The organism is Aporhodopirellula sallentina SM41 (genome assembly GCF_000346505.1).
Taxonomy (GTDB): domain Bacteria; phylum Planctomycetota; class Planctomycetia; order Pirellulales; family Pirellulaceae; genus Rhodopirellula; species Rhodopirellula sallentina.
The window spans coordinates 14100-33007 of record NZ_ANOH01000228.1 but is presented as its reverse complement, the minus strand read 5'-3'; the positions used below and the strand labels follow the sequence as shown (position 1 = coordinate 33007).

The 18908-nt window shown below is 50.4% G+C and carries 16 protein-coding genes; 7 read left to right on the top strand and 9 right to left on the bottom strand.

The genetic code is table 11. The features are described from left to right. Positions 1-7: 7 nt before the first annotated feature. Positions 8-646, bottom strand: coding sequence for a hypothetical protein (locus RSSM_RS15620; RefSeq protein ID WP_144059854.1), 639 nt, complete (start codon positions 644-646; stop codon positions 8-10). A 144-nt stretch (positions 647-790) separates the two neighbouring features. Further along, positions 791-1027 (bottom strand): tetratricopeptide repeat protein, encoded by a 237-nt coding sequence (locus RSSM_RS15615; protein WP_044302679.1) that lies wholly within the window; start codon positions 1025-1027, stop codon positions 791-793. Positions 1028-1884: 857 nt separating this feature from the next. Between RSSM_RS15615 and RSSM_RS15605 the strand changes: the two genes are divergently transcribed. Both RSSM_RS15605 and RSSM_RS15600 read left to right on the top strand, forming a co-directional pair. Next, the gene (locus RSSM_RS15605; RefSeq protein ID WP_044302677.1) at positions 1885-2247 is read left to right on the top strand and encodes a hypothetical protein; all 363 of its coding nucleotides are present in this window, start codon (positions 1885-1887) and stop codon (positions 2245-2247) included. Between the two features lie 121 nt (positions 2248-2368). Then, positions 2369-3367, top strand: coding sequence for a tyrosine-type recombinase/integrase (locus RSSM_RS15600; protein ID WP_008680566.1), 999 nt, complete (start codon positions 2369-2371; stop codon positions 3365-3367). A 61-nt stretch (positions 3368-3428) separates the two neighbouring features. On the opposite strand, the gene RSSM_RS15595 is transcribed toward RSSM_RS15600, so the two are convergent. From RSSM_RS15595 to RSSM_RS15575, 5 genes are all read right to left on the bottom strand, one after another. Further along, positions 3429-4310: an AAA family ATPase gene (locus tag RSSM_RS15595; protein ID WP_008680564.1), complete on the bottom strand. Its 882-nt coding sequence runs from the start codon at positions 4308-4310 to the stop codon at positions 3429-3431. Positions 4311-4356: 46 nt separating this feature from the next. Next, a complete protein-coding gene (locus RSSM_RS15590) occupies positions 4357-6048 on the bottom strand; it encodes an AAA family ATPase (RefSeq protein ID WP_008680561.1) in 1692 nt (563 codons plus the stop codon). 280 nt (positions 6049-6328) lie between these two features. After that, positions 6329-9403 carry a DEAD/DEAH box helicase gene (locus tag RSSM_RS15585; protein ID WP_236621180.1) on the bottom strand — a complete coding sequence of 1025 codons (3075 nt, stop codon included), beginning with the start codon at positions 9401-9403 and terminating at the stop codon, positions 6329-6331. Positions 9404-9710: 307 nt separating this feature from the next. Next, positions 9711-10469 carry a Hachiman antiphage defense system protein HamA gene (locus tag RSSM_RS15580; protein WP_008680556.1) on the bottom strand — a complete coding sequence of 253 codons (759 nt, stop codon included), beginning with the start codon at positions 10467-10469 and terminating at the stop codon, positions 9711-9713. Between the two features lie 150 nt (positions 10470-10619). Further along, entirely contained in the window at positions 10620-10976 is a 357-nt protein-coding gene (locus RSSM_RS15575) for a helix-turn-helix domain-containing protein (RefSeq protein WP_008680555.1), read from the bottom strand. 119 nt (positions 10977-11095) lie between these two features. Between RSSM_RS15575 and RSSM_RS15570 the strand changes: the two genes are divergently transcribed. From RSSM_RS15570 to RSSM_RS15550, 5 genes are read left to right on the top strand one after another with little or no spacing between them, the layout of a single operon-like run. Further along, the gene (locus tag RSSM_RS15570) at positions 11096-12688 is read left to right on the top strand and encodes a type I restriction-modification system subunit M (protein ID WP_008680553.1); all 1593 of its coding nucleotides are present in this window, start codon (positions 11096-11098) and stop codon (positions 12686-12688) included. Continuing rightward, on the top strand, positions 12685-13209 hold the full coding sequence (locus RSSM_RS15565; RefSeq protein WP_008680551.1) for a restriction endonuclease subunit S: 525 nt from the start codon (positions 12685-12687) through the stop codon (positions 13207-13209). Before RSSM_RS15570 ends, RSSM_RS15565 begins: the two co-directional genes overlap by 4 nt. Before the next feature lie 36 nt (positions 13210-13245). Then, complete coding sequence (locus tag RSSM_RS15560) at positions 13246-13842, top strand: restriction endonuclease subunit S (RefSeq protein ID WP_008680550.1); 597 nt, start codon at positions 13246-13248, stop codon at positions 13840-13842. Positions 13843-13900: 58 nt separating this feature from the next. After that, entirely contained in the window at positions 13901-14566 is a 666-nt protein-coding gene (locus RSSM_RS15555; protein ID WP_008680547.1) for an abortive infection family protein, read from the top strand. Positions 14567-14600: 34 nt separating this feature from the next. After that, positions 14601-18314, top strand: a complete 3714-nt coding sequence (locus tag RSSM_RS15550) for a type I restriction endonuclease subunit R (RefSeq protein WP_008680545.1) — start codon at positions 14601-14603, stop codon at positions 18312-18314. A gap of 87 nt (positions 18315-18401) precedes the next feature. Here RSSM_RS15550 and RSSM_RS15545 read toward each other — a convergent pair whose 3' ends face one another. Continuing rightward, positions 18402-18620, bottom strand: coding sequence for a hypothetical protein (locus RSSM_RS15545; protein WP_008680544.1), 219 nt, complete (start codon positions 18618-18620; stop codon positions 18402-18404). Positions 18621-18652: 32 nt separating this feature from the next. Beyond that, positions 18653-18862 carry a hypothetical protein gene (locus tag RSSM_RS15540; protein WP_008680541.1) on the bottom strand — a complete coding sequence of 70 codons (210 nt, stop codon included), beginning with the start codon at positions 18860-18862 and terminating at the stop codon, positions 18653-18655. Positions 18863-18908 lie beyond the last annotated feature (46 nt).

The following is an 18908-nucleotide window of genomic DNA, read 5'->3' as shown; positions in this document are numbered from 1 at the left end:
GAAAGTTCTAGACATCATCAGAGTAAAGCTCCTTCGCTAGCTTGACTTGCATCTTTAAATCGATGCAAAGGATAGAAACCGCGATCAGCACGCCAACGTAGGCGGCCGTCGCTAAAAGTGCGGGCAACGAGAACATTGAGTCCCCCCAACCCGAGATGCACATCGCGATATAGAACAATGCCGCATCAGCACCCAGGATCACGAGTGCCAGAATGCGAAAAGTCCAGGCCCGTCGCTCACGCATTCGAACGCTCTTGCCCGCAAACACTGCGTCATCGTCGTAGAGCCAAAGGAGGAGCAGTTTCTCCCAAAGCCACCAGACAAATACCAGTAAAAACAGTGAAAGCACGATCGCTAGATCAAGCTTGTAGGTGGCTTCGAAGTCATTTAAGAATGACAACCCCGGCAGCTTGCTTAAACGCTGACCAAGAAACGGGACCATGTAGGCAAGACCCTCGCGGATCGCAGAGATGTAGATAATGCCCAGGCCGATTTTCGTGACCAAGGACACTATCCAATACTTAACTGTGGCATAGACCCGACCCCAATTGATCGGTTTCACTTGCCTCTTGATTGGCTGTTCCCGCGAACGGATCCGGCCATTTCGTTCGGAGCTCGGCGGCTCCAGCACTCGAGTAGTCGACATTCGGCTTTCCTTTGTAAAGTGCAGACCGGTGGCCAGGCTCTTGACCGGAAACTTTTGACGGCAAAGAGAAGAACAATGATCTGCGGGGTTAAAGAGATGAGCGAACAGAACGCTCAGTGAGGCAAACTTCGGGGGGAGAAACGGCTAGTCGAACGAGTTCGGCTCAGCTATTTCATTAAGCGGTGACGTCGATGAATGAGAATCGACATTGGTGAGATCAAGAGCCTTTTCGAAGTCAGCAAGTGCTTTCGCATCTTCACCCAGGCGTTCGAAGAGATGCCCTCGACCGTTGTACGCCATCACGAGCGAAGGATCGAGACGAATAGCCTCGTTGTAATCATCCAACGACTTCTGACACCGTCCTGCGTTATGATGTAGCATCGCTCGACTCGCCAAAGCATACGCTTGCGAACGTCGATCCTCGTCTGGACCGGAACCGGCAGGAAGTGGATTGCTTAGGCGAATCAAGTCGACCGTGCATGCTTTCAGTGGCGACTCTCCTCAGGGTATTGTGAATATTCGAAGTAAGTGTTTCGCTTGGTTTCGTAAGACTAGTAATTCAGCGATTCGATCAGCGCTGCCGTGTGCAGTGACTGGCTTTTTGGTTAACGTCCTCTCACGCTCGGTCAGAATGTGACGCAGAATTGCTGGCAGCTAACGATGTCTTCACCGCCGAACTGCTCGAATTAAAGCCCTCTCGTCTTCAGTTGACGATGGTTAAATGCGACGCAAGAATTGTTTTCGAGTTTTTGGGTCGGAAAACGACTCGTGGTTGGTGAAGTGAGTCGAAAAACGACCCGCTCAGACCTTTAGCATTTTTCTGTTTGAATCTTCGCTGTTTGGAGAAGTTGTCGCGATGGACCCGGAGACGTTCCGACGAGTTGAGGCTCTCATCAAGGAGAAAGCGAGTTCAGACATAATCTCGCGAATTGGTCGAAACAAATTGATCAAGGTTATCGATACTCAGTTGGCAAAGAACCGACGAGATCAAGTTACGCCGTCCGGGATCAAAGAGCTCTCCGAATGGCTTGGGCTCAGCAGGAAGCACGTAAAGGCCACGACAAATCACAAAAAGCACGCCTACCTACGTTTTGCCATTGCACTTCGTGTTGAAGTACACGAGTTGTACCCGACAAGGATGACTTGGTTATGCAACCTGCTCAAAAGAGATGACCCATCGCTTGATGACGACACTATCGAGCGAATTGCAAGTTCGTATATTGAGGCTCGAAACAGGGATGATTGACGATCTTTCCGATGAAGAAGCAGACGCAATTCTTGAACGCTGGCGTTCCGAATTCAGCGATGCACGGGAATTCGATCAGTTGCTACAACTGATCGAAGAAGATAATGCTGCTTATATGACAAGGCTCAGCTTTTTCTATCGCCTTGGCAGAATCACTGGCTTTCCAATCGGCATTGCCTGTGCTTATGCCCTGGTGAAATACGAAGAAACTTTTTTTCCGCAGTCAGAGCCTTATAACATGATATTTACCTTTATTGCTTTTATAAGTTTTTCGGTGAGCGTCTGGTGGGCTGTGGGGCAGTTAAGAAAGGTTGGAGACGATCTTAGAAAGGAAGCTGGAATTGACGAACCGTGAAAAGTGGACTTCAATTTCCCTTCTTGTCAATAGCTTTCGCCTAGCTAATTTGGCAGACTAAGACTATCTGGGATAAAGGACGTTATCAGATGCATTTAGAAAATCACTTCCCCTCAAAGAAATGGAATTCCCCAAGAGCGATCAAGACATCGGATTCACTTCGCGTCAAGTGACGCACTCGATCACCGAAGCGGCGACCGTGCCGGCACTGATTGAGAATGCAGGCGACGACACAAAACGAAGATATGTCGAGTTCTTTGCCGCCTCAGTTCGCAACAAGAATACGCGGCGGGCATACCTCCGTGCCATCGATCGGTTTTGCAGTTGGATGGAAGGTCGTGGTATTACACGGCTGGCTGATATTGAACCGACCATGATCGCCTTCTATATCGAGGAAATGCAGGATGGGTACAGCAAGGCATCGGTCAAACAGAACCTCGCAGCGATTCGCATGATGTTCGACTACTTTGTGACCGGCGGATTGATGCGGCACAATCCATCGCTGTCGGTCAAAGGGCCAAAGCTCACCATCGTCAAAGGAAAGACACCCGCTCTTCAACCTATCGATGCGAGGCTTCTTCTTGACTCGATCTCTACCGACACGGTCGGTGGCCTTCGCGACAAGGCTCTGATTTCGCTGATGCTGTTCACATTCGCCCGCATCGGAGCTGCGGTAGCGATGAACGTCGAAGACGTTTACCAGAACGGTCGCCGTTACTGGGTTCGCCTCAAAGAAAAAGGAGGAAGAGAGCACACACTTCCCCTAAACCATCACGCCGAAGAGGCCATGATCGCTTATTTGGACGGTGCAAACCTATGGGGCCAAAACGGCACTCCCCTGTTCCGCTCGCTTGATCGCAAGCGAAACCTATCCGAAAACCGCATGGCCGCCGAGTACTCCCGCTGGATGATTAAACGCCGTGCTCGAAAAGCCGGTCTGGGCGACCAATTTAATAATCATTCATGCCGCGCCTCAGGCATCACCGCTTACATGATGGCCGGTGGCACGCTAGAAAAGGCACAGCAAATGGCCGCCCACGCATCGTCCAAAACAACGAATCTATACAATCGAAGCAGCGATGCAGTGACACTGGATGAGGTTGAACGGATACTCATCTGAAAACAGTTCAACTTCGCAAAAACTGAACCATGATTAGCACTAGCGACGACGATGCTGCGTCCTAGCAAAGATTCTTTTGCTCAAGTTTTACGGCATCGACGATACTCTTGAGTTCAGCAACGTCATTCAGAACATCAGCGGGTGCTGGGACACTGAAACCACGCGACGGTGATCGATGGTGAGCGTCAGTAATATCACAGCACTTGCTGAACAGGTTCTTAATTCGCGTGCAGTGGTCGCTTGTGACAGCGACGGTTTTCGGTAGTTCTTTCAAATTGATGTAGTCACGGTGCCGAACAACCACTCGACAAAAAATCTGTTCTTCAACAACTTTTTCGATTGTTGCCCTCAGTCGGCCATAAACGCCTTCTATCTTCGCTTTGTACGGCTCGTCTTCGTGATTTTCGTAGAGCGTGCGAGCGGTCCGAATATCTTTTTCAAGCGTATCTAAACGTGATGCTACGCTTCTCGCGTCCCAAGGCAATCCTTCATCAACTATCCCAGCAGTTGCCCGACGCGCCTCTAGTTGCTGAATCTGAACGGGCAGGCTGCGTTCACTTGCACCGTCGAGCAAATCATGGAGAAACACGAGGTCGTGGGTAAAAACGATCACCTGCCGGTCAGCCGATTCTTCCACTAGCCGGTGTGCAAAACAGCCACGCCAATGATGGTCCAGCGACGTTACCGGATCGTCAAATACGACTGTGGACTTGGTCGGTTCAGTTGCCAGCTCTGACAGAAATCCAGCCAGAGCAATGCAACGATGCTCACCTTCCGAAACGATGGTTCCAATCTGAGCGTTGCTGGCCCCGACTAGCTGCACACGATAGAAAGTACGACCGTGCTTTCCCTCTGCGGCCACAAGTTCCACATTCAGCCGACGCACTCCCTGCTGCATCTTTCTGATTTCATCTGCGAACGCATTGCGAAGCTGATCAGTCACATAGGATTTCGCCAGTTCCTTGCTCTTCCCTGTGATCGCGTTCGTTTTAGTTTCCTTTATTCGCTTTTTTTAATTTACTGATGTCGTCGAGCCGCGATACATGCTCCTTTACGTCGCCCAAAACGGTCGCCAGCCACTCACGAGCTTTGAGTTCTGCAAGTTCGTCCGAAAGTTTTTTTTGCTCCGTTGTGTCTGCTGATTTGTCGATGTCTGCCGCACGCAAGCCGAGAGTCTTGATGAGGGTTCCTAGTTGGTCGCCTATTCCGTTTATCGTTCCTGGAATATCGAATGACCAGACGCCTGATTCGGAGGCCTGCTTGACAGCGCGCAATCGTCGCAGCATCGTTGCAAGTTGATTCCGAACCGACAGAGCCACAGCAGCGTCAACCGACTCTAAGTCTTTCATTTGTTCACGTAGGCCCTCGCCCTGAAGATCCAGCCGTTGCAATGCACTGATGGCAGTTTTCAGAGCAGCCGCCGCTTTGGTTGATTGCTGGGCACTCTCATCACGTACAAACTTCTCGAAACGCTGCAGGCGATCCTTTGCATCATCGGCAAGCGGCTGTTGACACAAAACGCAGACAGCATCCTCAGTATCGGTGACTGGAAATTCGGCGTCTGGAACTGCGAGCGTTGAGAATCGACGAGCCGCATCCCATAGCTCACGCCAAACGGGTTCACCGATACCACTCAGCGGATCATCATTGAAGTCCATTGCTGCAGCGACTTGAGCCGCTTTTGCTTTTGCGGACGCATCTTTGGCAAGCGTTTTAATGGCTGCTATCGCTTCATTAGATAACGCCTTCTCCGCTGTCACGAGTGATCGCTCGAGGGTGGTAATTCGGCCAGCCTGAACGCGCAGTTCTTTTGCCGCCTTCTGCGGGTCGGAAGCTAATTGAACGGAAATCTCTTTCAATCGCTTCGATTCCGCATCGTTCAGAGTCGCCAGACTGTCAAGGTCTTCCAGATTCGCTGAAGCCTTTAGGCCGGTCAGCTTCTTGCCTACCTTTGTTTCGCCGGTCGCAAAGTTGTTCCGCAGAAAAGGTGGCGTTTCGCTTTCGAGAGCCTTCTTTTCAGTATCGATTCTTGCTTGAATCGATTTGCACAGATCGCCAAGAGTGGGAAGGATCTCCATGCCGAACGGCGTGAAAGCAACGTCGTTCTTATCGCGTACGTGTACCGATGCACAATCCGAATCGAAGAAGCTGATTGATCCAAGGCCGTCTGGTGAACGTTGTCCATCGATCCACTGTCCCGGTGATTGCTCGGCATCGTCTACAGCGTGCGTAATCACTGCACTAGCTGGGGCCGTCGTTGCATTCCCAAGAACATTGGGCAAAATTGGTTCGCCTTTGCTGCGCGCTCGGCAGGCACGCCGCAGAATTCGCCCATAGCCACTTTTACCCGAACCGTTGTTGCCAAACACGACGGTCAGACCGGTTGGAGCAAAAGGCAGCGTCTGGCTGGAATCCAATGCGTTGACGTTCTCGGCTTCCGAGATTGAACTCAATGTAATCTTTCGACCGGCCTGGTGACGTGAAGGAATATGCTCAGCTGCCAGAAAATTCAGCTCCGGTGCAGCTTCCTCACTCAACCCATGGGCCTCACGACAGGCCGCAGTCAATTCATCAATGTCCGTATTCTCGAAAACTCCCTTTTCGATAATCCGGCGCAACGCATCTCGTTGCCAATGTGGTTGGTCCAACGACCAAGCGAGAATGTCATCGTGAACGGTCATGGATTGTTGGGATGGGGAGATAGTGGTTCTTGCCATTACTGACACACCTTTGTTGTCTAATTGAATTCTAGGATCTTTCTGTCTGGGACTTGACTGCCGACACAGACTTGAGGTTCACCTAAAAACTTTCGTCTAGTTTTCATAACCCAAATTATCTTCGGTAACAGGCTCTTCACTGGTAATCAAACGCTTGCCCATGGCGGAGATAATCTGTGCTAGCAAGAATTTGCGTCGGGCTTCGGGAAATAGCCTGCTACGAGCCAAACGGCCAAGCTTTGTTTCACCCAAAAACGCGAACCGCAATCTTGCTACCGTCATTCCTTACTAGACCAGTGAATTCGTCGGACTTTATCGACGGAGGAATCTTCGTGGACCCGAGGCGACGATACGCTTGGCTAAAAACTGTCGCTTCGGAGCCCACATCACGCTTAACTCGAACTCTCACTCTGTCTCGTGGCGGCTTTTTGGAGTCCCATGTCACAGCCATCTTCACCACAATATTGCTAAGTACCCGAACGTCGTGATGGTTGAATTGTTGCGAAAAACGCTTCCACTCGGCCTGGTGATCGTTACTTGACCATTCAAGTTCCCCCAACGCACCGGAACTGTACTGGCCAAACCATTCACGTAGTTCGTCGAAAGTTGAGAGCTCCATTCCGATCATTGTGGGCATCAATGTAGCCATGGTTCGTGACTGCAAGCCAGCTTGCATGAAGAACGCCGATGTTTGTGTGGGTACTCCAAACGTCAAACACTGAGCCACCAAAGCTCCTGGAGCATCATTTTTGCTTTCACTGAGAAACTCCAGATGGCTACGTGCTGTTTCGATGCCCCAAACCAAGCGATAGACAACGTCTTGTTGGATAAAGTGAATCCCCGTGTTGTCGGCGAACTCACCAAGAGCAGTCCCCTTCACCCAGTGCTTAAGTAATGTCTCCCAATTGTCCTCTTGTTTTTCTGGTTCAAAAGGATGAATGCCGAAAAGAATTTTCGCGACAAAATTGATGTGATTCACTGCTGTGTCAATCTCATTCGTGCCTAGCAACGATTCAGCAGCGGCAAGATTGGATTGTAGGTCGTCCAAGTACTGGGAAATTTCCGTTCCGGCTTTGTAGCCAATTCCTGCAGAAAAGAATGCTCTTCGCGATGCAAGGTTAGTGTTTGACCATAGCCACGTGGCACGTCCACGAATTACGTCACCGTGTAGCTCTCGAAGTTCTGTTGGCTCCTTAGCCAAGCGGCGTTGCCAAAATGAACTTTGCAAACATTGATCCAGGTAATCAGCGAGTGACTCCGTGGGCAAATCCAGCACGTCAATGACCCCAAGAATCGCTGTGTCCAACTCATTTAATGCGACGTCGAGCCACTTTTCCCATTCGTCCTCACGAGCCTCCACTTCCCATGTACTTTCTTGGTTCAGGACGTACTCGCGAACTGACTGAGGATCGCCCCCGAGTCTCGATTGCAAAACGTCAATGATGTGCCCAACGAGTAGTCGCACTCCGCTTTCGAGTAGCCTGCTTTTCGCCTTGCTGATAAGAGCTCGGAAGTCTCTTTGGCTCCGCGAATTCTTTCTTACGTCTTGATCAAAAAGTGGCAACACGTAAAGTCCGTCCAAATCGACGAACGCCCGTCCGACGCGTCCAACGACGTTCGCGAAATCCTTTGCATCAATAGGATCTCGGCCCATTTTATAGATTGACTTGAAAAGCAATACGCTGAAATTCAAGTCGACTCCCTGTGCCAGCGTCGGCGAGCAAATGACGACTCGCAACACACCTTGTCGCAATAGTGCCTCGATTTCAGCGAGAAACTGCCTTGGCAGTGCTCCGTGATGAACGGCGATGCCTAGCTTTAGGCTAGAAACTGCAATGTGATTCGCCCCCAACCATTCCGTTCCAATCCGAACAGCGTCTGCAATTGTGTCAACGAATCGAGCCCCTGCGTCATAGGCAAAGAAGGCCTGCCGATGCGACTCGATGAATGCTTTTGCGGTCGATTCGACGTAACGACGCTGAGGACAATACAGGAGTACGTTTTGGCCACGTGCCAAAAACGCACTCGTTGCACCAACAAGAAATTCGCCCGCGTCACGGGGGAACAAGACTCTCCGCTTACCGACTGTTGGTGTTTGTTGTTGCACAAATCGCGGAACGAACGGTTTTTCGTCGCCAACTTCAAGCTCTAATCGTCCCACCTCACCATTCCACATCAGCCGACCTGGACGCTGGCGTGTTGGCCGCCAAGCCGAGTGAATTGCAGTTCCTGGTTTATCGTCGCGAAGCCAGTTCGTGAAATCATCGAACGACTCGCCTGGTGAGAAAACGGCCGACAAGCAGACAAGGCGTCGTTGGCTGGAGTCGTCGCGACGGAGCAACCTTTGCACCAGCATCTCATACCGAATCTCTCTCTCGCTTAAACCGATCATGTGCCCTTCATCGAGTACGATAAGCCCAACATCGTCAATCGTGTCGGGTTCTTGCCGAATCGCGTAGTCAAGCTTCTCGGGCGTTGCAACCACGATCGCCGCTGACCTAAGTGTGTCGATGTCGGCGTTCGCGATTCCACTTGCGCCGTAGACCGAAGTGACACTGAATCCAAGTGGGCGAAATGTTCTTGCCAATCCGTGCTCAACCTGTGCCGACAGTGCACGCAGCGGAGTGACGTAGACAACACGGAGGCCGTCTGCAAGGCATCTCAAAATACAGAGTTCTGCGATTCGCGTTTTTCCTGCACTGGTTGGCAACGCAATCACTAGATCATCTTCAGTATCGACAACGCGACCGGCTGCTTGAAGCTGCGATGGCCAAAGGTCAACTTCAGCGACTGAACGCGAAGCCAGTAGATCGATCATCTTGCGGCGAAGTCGTGGCCACTCAGGAGATCCACCGCCGACAGGAAGTCGATTATGAAGCGAGTTGTCCCAAAGATCGTCAAGCAAGTGTCTTGCGACAGTGAAAGACCACCAAAGTGGAACATGGTTGGATTCTGCTGACGCTTTGGAGCCGTCGCGAAGGAATCCCATCGCACGCTCGTGATACGTCGCTCGCCCAGTGAGCAGTGCGAACTCGAACGAAGCAATCGCCTTAAGAAACAGGCGAGTTAAAGCAATGGCGAGTAGATCACCAGCCCCAAAGTCATCGTCAGTTTCAAGACGACGCTGCACGCTCGCATCATCATTTTCTCGATTGTTCATCCACTGAAAGACAGTGTCTCGAACGCCATTCAAATCACGACGCATTAACTGAACAAGACATCGCTCGTAACTAGCCAAGTTTAAAGTTTCCAGTTCGCCCGAAAACAAACTGTATGCGCGAGCAGCATATCCGCCGATATGAAAGGCTCCTGCAGCCATCACAAGATAGAATCCGCGATTGGTGCTTGAGGTCGCCTCACGTCTAGCCGCAGATTCGAGCGACTCTGCCGCTGCAGAAAGGCCCCGCCTAACAACGTCGGGGAACTGGCCAACGTCTCGAAGTCGAAGTGACTGTGCAAGCAACTGAAATCCGTGGTCGAGCAGATCTGTCGTCAAGGACGGCGCAAATGACGGTGCGTCGGACGGCAATTCACCGTCTTGCCAGATCAACCCACGAGCAAGGCCTCGGGCCAATAGCTGCTCCCGAAACCCCGGCTGGACCAGAGTTTCGATTTGCCGTGCAAGGTCATTTGGATCTTCTGCCATAATTTCGGTCGAATACGTCCGCTATGAACTCTTGGTGGTCCTCAATGACGCATCCAACAATATCACGCTTGTAGGGGTGAGATGAATCAACGATTGCTTTGGACAGGAAATTTAATGGAGCGTTACCAGAGAGTGTGAACAGGAGGTGCCGAACCTTGGATGGTGGCATTAACCGTTGCTGCAGCTTCTCGAAGGCCTCGGCTTCATCGTCTCGACCAAGTTCGCGTAAACGCGACGAGATAAACGCAAGCGAACTTGGATTCGGTCGTCCTCCATCTCCATCAAGCCCCTCAAGTGCCTCGGTGACAGTAACATTATTGAGGGACAAACGGCTCTTCGATTCCGCTTTCAGGATTTTGGATCCTCGCGTCAATCGCTGAATCGCAAGCACATCATTGCCACGCAGAGTCGTGTTTCGATCGTCTTTCCATCGTAGTTTCTTGATGGGGACCGAATACTCGGTGTATTGATCGATGTACTCACTCGTCATCAACTCGCCAAAATCACCGGATCGCACTTTCTTTTTCGTTGGTAGTTTGTTCCTGACATACGCTAGCGATTTTCGGTATCCGCCGATGCGATGAATGATATCGAGGTCCGCGAAATGATCCTTTACGACCAAGTCGAGCGTCTTCTCAATTGCCTTCCTTGCGGCGGGCTGTTCCGTCAAAACAACAAGCTCGGCGCAGTCGTCAAGCGGCTGGCTAACGTTCATCCATTTCTTTAGAAACGCGGTCATCGGTAGCAGCTTAGGAGTAACAAATACAAATGTGGATTGAAATCAAGACTTTGAAAGGTTCCTGGTACTCAAATCAATCGGTCATGTCGCCACAATACGCTCACACTATTGACGCGTCCAGAATTTAAGGCGAATACCATTCGATGCTCGTTATCGCGGCTTTTTCTTTTTGCTGTTTTTTCGTAGGCCCGCGTCTTCCGCGAGCTTTTGAAGCTTCGCGGTTTCACAACTTGCGAGAAATCTGAATACCTCGGGTTGCTCCATGATCTTTGTCGCAATGGACTCAGGGATTCGTTTTGCCAGCAGCATCAATTCGTCTGGGTCCGCGTCCAGTTCCTTGGCTAGGCGTTGAATCAGTGCTGTAGACGGATAGTCGCCAAAATCCAACTTGCCGCGTTCAACTTTGCTCAGGTAGGTGAAACCAACATCAACAAGCGGCCCAAGTTCGCGAAGCGAATAGCCTTTCGATTTTCGCAGCTCTCGAATGCGTTCGCCGAATGCGGTCATGTTTCTCCCTGCTTGCTAGCCCCTGGCCAAGATCTTACGATTGTTGCAGGTTTTAGGCAACGCACCCATGCGTTTGGCCGAGTAGCAATATTTGAATCGCAACAGGAAGTGGCTCACACGTGACCGAAGAGCAGAAACGAATTCTCGAACGGCAACTCTGGGCTATCGCCGATACGCTTCGCGGCAAGATGAATGCCGATGAGTTTCGCGACTACATCTTGGGGTTTATCTTTTACAAATATCTGTCCGAGAAAATGCACATCTACGCCAATGAAATTTTGGCGGAAGACGGCATCGACTATTTGGACATCAACGAAGAGTCTGAGGACGGCAAGGCGTATCTCGAAGCGGTACAGCATGAATCAGTTGAGCAACTGGGGTTCTTTCTGAAGCCGTCGGAGTTGTTTAGCCAAATAGCCAAGCGGGGAAACACGCCGCTAGAAGATGGTGGCAGCACTTTCATCCTTGGCGATCTGGCAAAGATCCTCGACAACATCGAACGCAGCACGATGGGGACCGAGAGTGAAGACGACTTTGACAAGTTGTTTGAAGACCTCGACTTAGCTTCTACCAAATTAGGAAGAACCGAAAAGCAGAAGAACGAACTGATTGCAAAAGTTCTTGCGCATTTGGACGAGATTGATTTCGAGCTAGCAGACAGTGAATCCGACGTACTGGGCGACGCTTATGAATACCTGATTGGCAAGTTTGCGAGCGGTGCAGGCAAAAAGGCGGGCGAGTTCTATACGCCGCAGGAAGTTTCCACCGTGCTGGCGAGGTTGGTCACGACCGGCAAGAAGCGGCTCAAGACGGTTTACGATCCAACATGCGGTTCAGGTTCGTTGTTGCTGCGAGTTGCTCGTGAAGTGGAGGAAGTTGGGGCGTTTTATGGCCAGGAATTAAACCGCACGACCTACAACTTGGCTCGGATGAACATGATCCTGCACGACGTTCATTACCGTCGGTTTGATCTAAAGCAAGAAGACACGCTGGAGCATCCTCAACACAGCGAGTTGCGATTTGAGGCACTCGTTGCCAATCCGCCATTCTCAGCCAAATGGAGTGCCCGCGAATTATTCAAGGGCGATGATCGGTTTAGCCAATACGGGGTTTTAGCGCCGAAGACGAAAGCCGATTTCGCTTTTGTTCAGCACATGATTCATCACCTGGATGAGAACGGACAGATGGCGGTCGTATTGCCACACGGAGTGCTGTTCCGGGGAGCTGCCGAAGGCCATATTCGCAAGTACTTGATTGAAGAACTCAACATGTTGGATGCGGTTATCGGGCTTCCGCCGAACCTGTTCTACGGCACCGGAATTCCCACCTGCATTTTGGTAGTGAAGAAGTGTCGCGAAAATCCGGGCGACATCATTTTTATCGACGCTAGCGGGAGCGACAACTTCGAGAAGACAAAGAACCAGAATACCCTTCGGCCGAAAGACATCGACAGGATAATCGACACGTATCGGCAACGGAAAACAGAAGACAAATATTCTTACGTCGCGGAACTCGACGAAATCAAAGAGAACGAGTTTAACCTCAACATTCCGCGATACGTAGACACGTTTGAACCCGAACCACTCGTTGACTTGGAGGCTGTTGCAAAGGATCTCGAGCTATTGGAATCCTCGATGAAAGCAACCGACCAAGCGATTGCGAATTTCTGCAAAGAACTTGGTGTCGTATCGCCAGTGGGAACGAGTGAATGACCGCCAAGAATACGTCTCCTAGCCCACCGATTCGATTTCCGGAGTTTAAAGACGACTGGACAGAGAAAAAAGGAAGCGAGTATTTCGCGAGCAGTCGCACGAAGGGCACTGCAGGACTGCCCATCTATTCAGTGACTCAAAACGATGGGTTGGTTCGACGCGATAGCCTTGACCGTCAAATCGGAGTTGACGCGGGATTCGAGCAAAACCTTCGTGCAGAAAAAGATGACCTTGTCTACAACATGATGCGAATGTGGCAGGGCGCAGTTGGTCTGGCGAGCGAGTCGTGCATGGTCAGTCCTGCTTACGTCGTGCTTCGGCCTCGAAAGACTGCGGATTCAAAGTTCTTTTTGCATATGTTCAATCGCAAAAGAACACTCTACTGGCTCTGGGCGTTCTCATATGGATTAACCAATGATCGCCTTCGACTTTACTACAAAGACTTTGCGCAGATTCCGTTCGCTGCACCTGATATCGACGAGCAGGAGAAGATAGCAGCCTTTTTGGGTTCTGTTGATTAAAAGATTGCACATCTTGAGACGAAGCGATCGTTGCTCATGCAGTACAAAAAGGGCGTGATGCAACAGATTTTTTCCAAGCAACTCCGTTTGAAAGATGATGACGGAAACGACTTTCCCGATTGGGAAGAGACAACACTTGGTGAAGTGTCCGAACCACCGAAATACGGCATGAATGCGGCTGCAGCAACTTTCGATGGCGTCAACAAGTATGTGCGAATCACTGACATCGACGAAGCGACTGGAGAGTACAAGCAAGACAAATGGGTATCACCTGCAGGGGGAGGTGATTCAAACTGCCGCCTTCAGATTGGAGATATTGTTGTAGCTCGAACCGGTGCAAGTGTCGGAAAAACATACCTCTACAATCCAAATGACGGGGCTGTTTATTTCGCGGGCTTTCTAATTCGGTTTCGTATTTTGTCTGCGAATGCAGCGTTCATCAATTATCAATTCGATCTGCAGCGATACAGAAATTGGGTTGTTGTGATGTCAGCGCGATCAGGGCAACCTGGAATCAATGCAGAGGAATATTGTTCTCTTCCTATTTATTTGCCCTCCACTCGAGAGCAGGACAGGATAACTCGTTGCCTGCAGCTTTTGATGACAAGATTCGCGAAGTTGCACTGCGAATAACGTTATTGGAGGAATTCAAGAACGGCTTGCTTCAACAGATGTTTGTTTGAGAACTGCAATGGATACAGTCAAAGAGATCATCGAACACCAAATTGGGCGATTTCCGGAATTCGCTTACTATCTCCCATTAATTGAGAAGGCAAAGGCTGATCTCGTTGAGCATCCCGACATCTGCATCGAAACGTGCAAGTCGCTTTTAGAAGGTATTTCAAAGTCGATCATCGAAAAACTTCCCAATCCTCACGCCCGACCTGACCTAGACAAACTTGAAGTTGGGCCTTTGGTTAAGCTCGCGGTCACACAGCTCAAGGTAAACAATGACATTGTCGAGGACGACTTCTTAAAGCGGTGCTCCTCACTTGCATATGCGATGGGAGCCCTCAGAAACGCGCGAGGCGACATCTCGCACGGGAAAGGGGCTCCGAAGCTTCATCAAAGCGATGACAAGTTGTCATCGCTCTCCCTGAAAATGACGGCTAGCGTCTTGTTCTACATGCTGGACGCGTTCTTTTCGATTCCTGATCCTGAAGTTGCACCCGTCGGCGAAGAACGCATTGAGTACGAAGATAACCCAGACTTCAATCAGTCGCTCGACGACGAGAATCCGCTAGACGGGCGAGTCTTGTACAGTCGTGCGTTGTACGACCAATACTACGAAGACTACACGATTCAACTAAGCGACTACCAATACGAACAAGAGCTTCAAGGCGAACTTGAAGAATGATCCTCAAGATCAGTTTTTCTACCTGAGAATCCCTATGCCAGCACTAGACTTCAAAGAAATCGCCCAAGCGAATAAAGCTGATGGGGACCAAGACCAGTTTGAGTTCTTTGCTCGTGATTTCTTAAAGCACTTGGGATACGAGATTATCATTGAACCTAGTCGCGGCCCCGACGACGGTCGCGACCTCGTAGTCGAGGAAACTCGTACCGGTGTCGGAGGGAAGACACAAGTTCGCTGGCTGGTGAGTTGTAAGCACAATGCACATTCAAAGAATCAGGCAGCGGTCGGCGTTGATGATGAAGTCGATATTGAGGGACGAGTCAGGCAGCACCAGTGCCAAGGATTCATTGCGTTCTACTCGACTCTGCCCAGTTCTGGCTTGATGCGAAAGCTGGAGTCGCTCGAATGCGAACTGCAGGTCTTTGACCGCGAGAAGATCGAGAGCAGCCTGCTAGGTGACGAGAACGGTGGCTTGACGCTGGTTGAACGCTACTTCCCACTCTCTGCTGCGGAATGGCGGGAACGCAAACTTCGCAAGCGGGCTCAGGACTCTCAGCAGGAATTTTGTTTTTTCCTTCCGAACCAAACGATGAATTCGTTCGACCAAGGCGAATTCAAACAGCAACTGGCGGATCTGGTTGGAGCAACTGCTGATCAAGTGCATGTGGCTGGTCTGGAAGATGGATCTGTACGAGTGACGATCGAAGCCCCGTTGTGGCTCGGTGCGGTGCTGGTTCGTCCAACACAAAATGCTGCGTTGCAATCCATGGGAATCAAAACCTGGACTACGACTGCAACCGAGTCTGCTTTCACTCCGATGGAACGCCCAACTGACCATCGATTGGAAGACACCACCGACGCTCCGATACAGTCAGAGGCTCAATTGGAAGAGAGCCTAATTGAAAGACTTGGTGGCCTTGGATATACGCGTGTGGCCATTCCCGATGAAGCCGCACTTCTTGCTAATCTGAAAAAGCAATTGGAGAAGCACAACGACGCTGTCTTCTCAGATGAGGAATTTGCCAAAGTCTTGAATCACTTGGACAAAGGCAACGTATTTGAACGAGCAAAGATTCTTCGAGACCGCTTCAACCTGACACGCGATGACGGGAGTTCGTTCTATGTTGAGTTTCTCAACGTCGATCGATGGTGCCAGAACGAATATCAGGTCGCCAACCAAATCACGATGGACGGGTCTTACAAAAACCGTTACGACGTAACGCTGCTTGTGAATGGCCTGCCGCTGGTGCAAATCGAACTGAAACGCCGAGGCCTGGAGCTTAAAGAAGCTTTCAACCAAATCAATCGCTACCAGAGACACAGTTTCTGGGCGAACACGGCGTTGTTCAACTATGTTCAGATATTCGTGATCTCGAATGGTGTGAACACCAAGTACTACGCCAATAACCGAAACCAGCACTTCAAACAGACGTTCTACTGGGCACGCGAAGACAACGACCTAATTACGCAACTCGATCAGTTCGCCGACACGTTTCTGGAAAAGTGTCATGTCTCGAAAATGATCTGTAGGTACATCGTGCTTCAAGAGACGGACAAGGTCTTGATGATATTGCGTCCGTACCAGTACTACGCGGTCGAGAAGATGATTCGCCAAGTCAAGACGCATAGCGGCAACGGATACATTTGGCACACAACTGGGTCAGGGAAAACGCTCACGAGTTTTAAAGCCTCCCAAATTCTGCAGGACTTGCCCGATGTCGACAAAGTCGTCTTTGTCGTCGACCGCGCAGATTTGGATTACCAGACCACCGTTGAATTCAACGCTTTCAGCAAAGGAAGCGTTGATGGCACAGACAACACCAAGTCATTGGTAAAGCAGTTGACCGATAGCACATCGTTGATCGTTACAACGATTCAAAAGCTGAACAACGCCATCAATCCGAAGAGCAGGCACTTGGCCAAGATGCAGGCCATTGCCGACAAACGAATCATCTTCATTTTCGACGAATGCCATCGCTCTCAATTCGGCGAAACGCACAAACGCATTACGCAGTTCTTTCAAAACTTCCAAATGTTTGGTTTTACGGGGACGCCGATCTTTGCGGACAATGCGTCCAAGAACGAATTGGGAAAGCGAACCACCAAGGACTTGTTCGGCGAGTGCTTACACAAGTACGTCATCACAAACGCCATCAAAGACGAAAATGTCCTGAAGTTTTCAGTCGAGTATTGGGGCCGCCTTAGACGCAAAGATGGAAGTTTGATTGATGAGAAAGTCGCTTCCATCAACACGAAGGAGTTCTTTGAAGATGAGGACCGAATCGAGAAGATTGTTGACTGGATAATCGAAAACCACGATCGCAAGACGCATCACAAAGCGTTCACGGCTATTCTGGCAGTCGGCAGCGTCGACGCTCTGATCACTTACTACGAAAAATTTAGGGAGAAAAAAGAAGCAGGAGAGCACAAACTAAGAGTCGTTACGGTGTTCTCCTTCACTGACAATGAAGAGGATGCCGACGCGGACGGTTTGATCGGTGAGCCCGACTTCGACATACGCACCGACGACACTGACCCGAAGAAGCGACACACGCGTGAACGGCTAGACGAGTTCATCGCGGATTACAATGCCTTGTTTGGCACTGCCTATTCGACACGCGACAACACGTTTTACAGCTATTACAAGGACATCGGAAAACGTATCAAAGATCGCGAACGCAAGAAGTTCAAGCAAAAAGATCGCGTCGACATTCTTCTTGTTGTGAACATGTTCCTAACCGGTTTCGATGCAAAAAAAGTCAACACGTTGTACGTGGACAAGAATCTGAAGTATCACGGACTGATTCAGGCGTACTCCCGAACCAATCGAATTCTCGACAGCCTCAAGTCTCAGGGGAATGTTGTTTGCTTTCGCAATCTCAAAGTGAATACAGACAAGGCGATTGGTCTTTTTTCAAATAAGCAAGCAAGCGAAACGATTCTGATTGAACCCTACGAAGACTACGTCAAGGCGTTCAATGATGGTGTCAAAGTGCTGCTCGGGATCGCTCCTACCGTAGACAGTGTCAATGATTTGCAGAGCGAAGATGACATACTTCGATTTGTTCAGGCGTTTAGAGATTTGATTCGGGCGATGAATGTCCTAAAGACATTCTCGCAGTTCACGTTTGCCGACCTCTACATGAAGGAACAGACGTTCGAGGACTACAAGAGTAAGTATCTCGACATTTTCGATCGCACCCGTGCTGAGCCCGAACAGGCTGCGTCGATCGTCAAGGATGTCGATTTTGAGCTAGAACTTATTCATAGAGATGAAATTAACGTCGCCTACATCCTGAAACTGCTGGCGGAGTTGCATGCAGCACAGAATAGCGATAGTGATGAGGAGCGAAAGAAGGTCGGTGACAAGAAGCGAGGCATCCTCGACCTGTTGGGAAGCGAAACTCAACTTCGCAGCAAGCGAGTATTGATTGAGCAGTTTATCAATCGGAACATGCCGCAATTAAAACCGGATGCCGATGTTGAGGATGCGTTCCGCGACTATTGGGACTCCGCCAGAACAGCGGAATTCGAGGAACTTTGCAAGTCTGAGGGTCTGGTCCCCGACGCGATCTTGAAGGTGCTGGATCAGTATCATTTCACTGGCCGAATGCCACTTCGCGACGACATCGTGGCAAGCATGACAGCCAAGCCGAAGATTCTCGAGCGAAAGAAGGTCACAGAGCGGATCATCGGTAAACTTCTGGACTTCATTCAGACGTTCGAGGACAGCATTGGCGAAGTCTAAGAGCCAACTGCGAAAACCACTGGATAGCTGGAAAAAGGCACCGCACTTCGGAAAGTGGATGCCTTGGTTTGGCGGGAGTGCGGAGACTCATGCCGGTTCGCTCGTCTCGATGAGACATTGTCGGTAGATGCAGTCGCAACTTGCGATTGCAATTGCACGCGATAGGTGTTCGTCTGGCTGCATGGTCAGTGCACCGCTGCACGAACCGATGGTTGGACGCGGTGGGAAACCGCCTCCATCGAGCCAGTTTTTGAGGGCTTCGGCATAGTCAAACGCTTCGGACCATTGTTTGGTCGCGTAAGCCATGAGCATACTGTCCCACGCTGTATTTGGGTCCATCATTCGTCTCCAAAGTGTTCAGCGAGGTATCGCTCGGTTGTAAACGGGATGTAGTACGTCACGCAGCCGTCGCCAAAGGCGTCAGGCTCTACGTCGTAGTTTTCACCACACTCGGCACACTTCACGGCCATCGAGCAATCATCAGCGTCGATGATTTCAAGCTGACCTTCACACTCATAGCAGCTGCCATCGTTCGGATCGACCAACATGGCATTCCTCAGCAAAGAAAGAACGAAACCGCCATAGGCGGTCGTC

Bases quoted from the DNA above. Each gene is read 5' to 3' on its own strand.
- RSSM_RS15620 (WP_144059854.1), bottom strand. From the start codon at position 646: ATGTCGACTACTCGAGTGCTGGAGCCGCCGAGCTCCGAACGAAATGGC.
- RSSM_RS15615 (WP_044302679.1), bottom strand. From the start codon at position 1,027: ATGCTACATCATAACGCAGGACGGTGTCAGAAGTCGTTGGATGATTAC.
- RSSM_RS15605 (WP_044302677.1), top strand. From the start codon at position 1,885: ATGATTGACGATCTTTCCGATGAAGAAGCAGACGCAATTCTTGAACGC.
- RSSM_RS15600 (WP_008680566.1), top strand. From the start codon at position 2,369: ATGGAATTCCCCAAGAGCGATCAAGACATCGGATTCACTTCGCGTCAA.
- RSSM_RS15590 (WP_008680561.1), bottom strand. From the start codon at position 6,048: ATGACCGTTCACGATGACATTCTCGCTTGGTCGTTGGACCAACCACAT.
- RSSM_RS15585 (WP_236621180.1), bottom strand. From the start codon at position 9,403: ATGGCTGCAGGAGCCTTTCATATCGGCGGATATGCTGCTCGCGCATAC.
- RSSM_RS15580 (WP_008680556.1), bottom strand. From the start codon at position 10,469: ATGACCGCGTTTCTAAAGAAATGGATGAACGTTAGCCAGCCGCTTGAC.
- RSSM_RS15575 (WP_008680555.1), bottom strand. From the start codon at position 10,976: ATGACCGCATTCGGCGAACGCATTCGAGAGCTGCGAAAATCGAAAGGC.
- RSSM_RS15565 (WP_008680551.1), top strand. From the start codon at position 12,685: ATGACCGCCAAGAATACGTCTCCTAGCCCACCGATTCGATTTCCGGAG.
- RSSM_RS15560 (WP_008680550.1), top strand. From the start codon at position 13,246: ATGCAGTACAAAAAGGGCGTGATGCAACAGATTTTTTCCAAGCAACTC.
- RSSM_RS15555 (WP_008680547.1), top strand. From the start codon at position 13,901: ATGGATACAGTCAAAGAGATCATCGAACACCAAATTGGGCGATTTCCG.
- RSSM_RS15550 (WP_008680545.1), top strand. From the start codon at position 14,601: ATGCCAGCACTAGACTTCAAAGAAATCGCCCAAGCGAATAAAGCTGAT.
- RSSM_RS15545 (WP_008680544.1), bottom strand. From the start codon at position 18,620: ATGGCTTACGCGACCAAACAATGGTCCGAAGCGTTTGACTATGCCGAA.
- RSSM_RS15540 (WP_008680541.1), bottom strand. From the start codon at position 18,862: ATGTTGGTCGATCCGAACGATGGCAGCTGCTATGAGTGTGAAGGTCAG.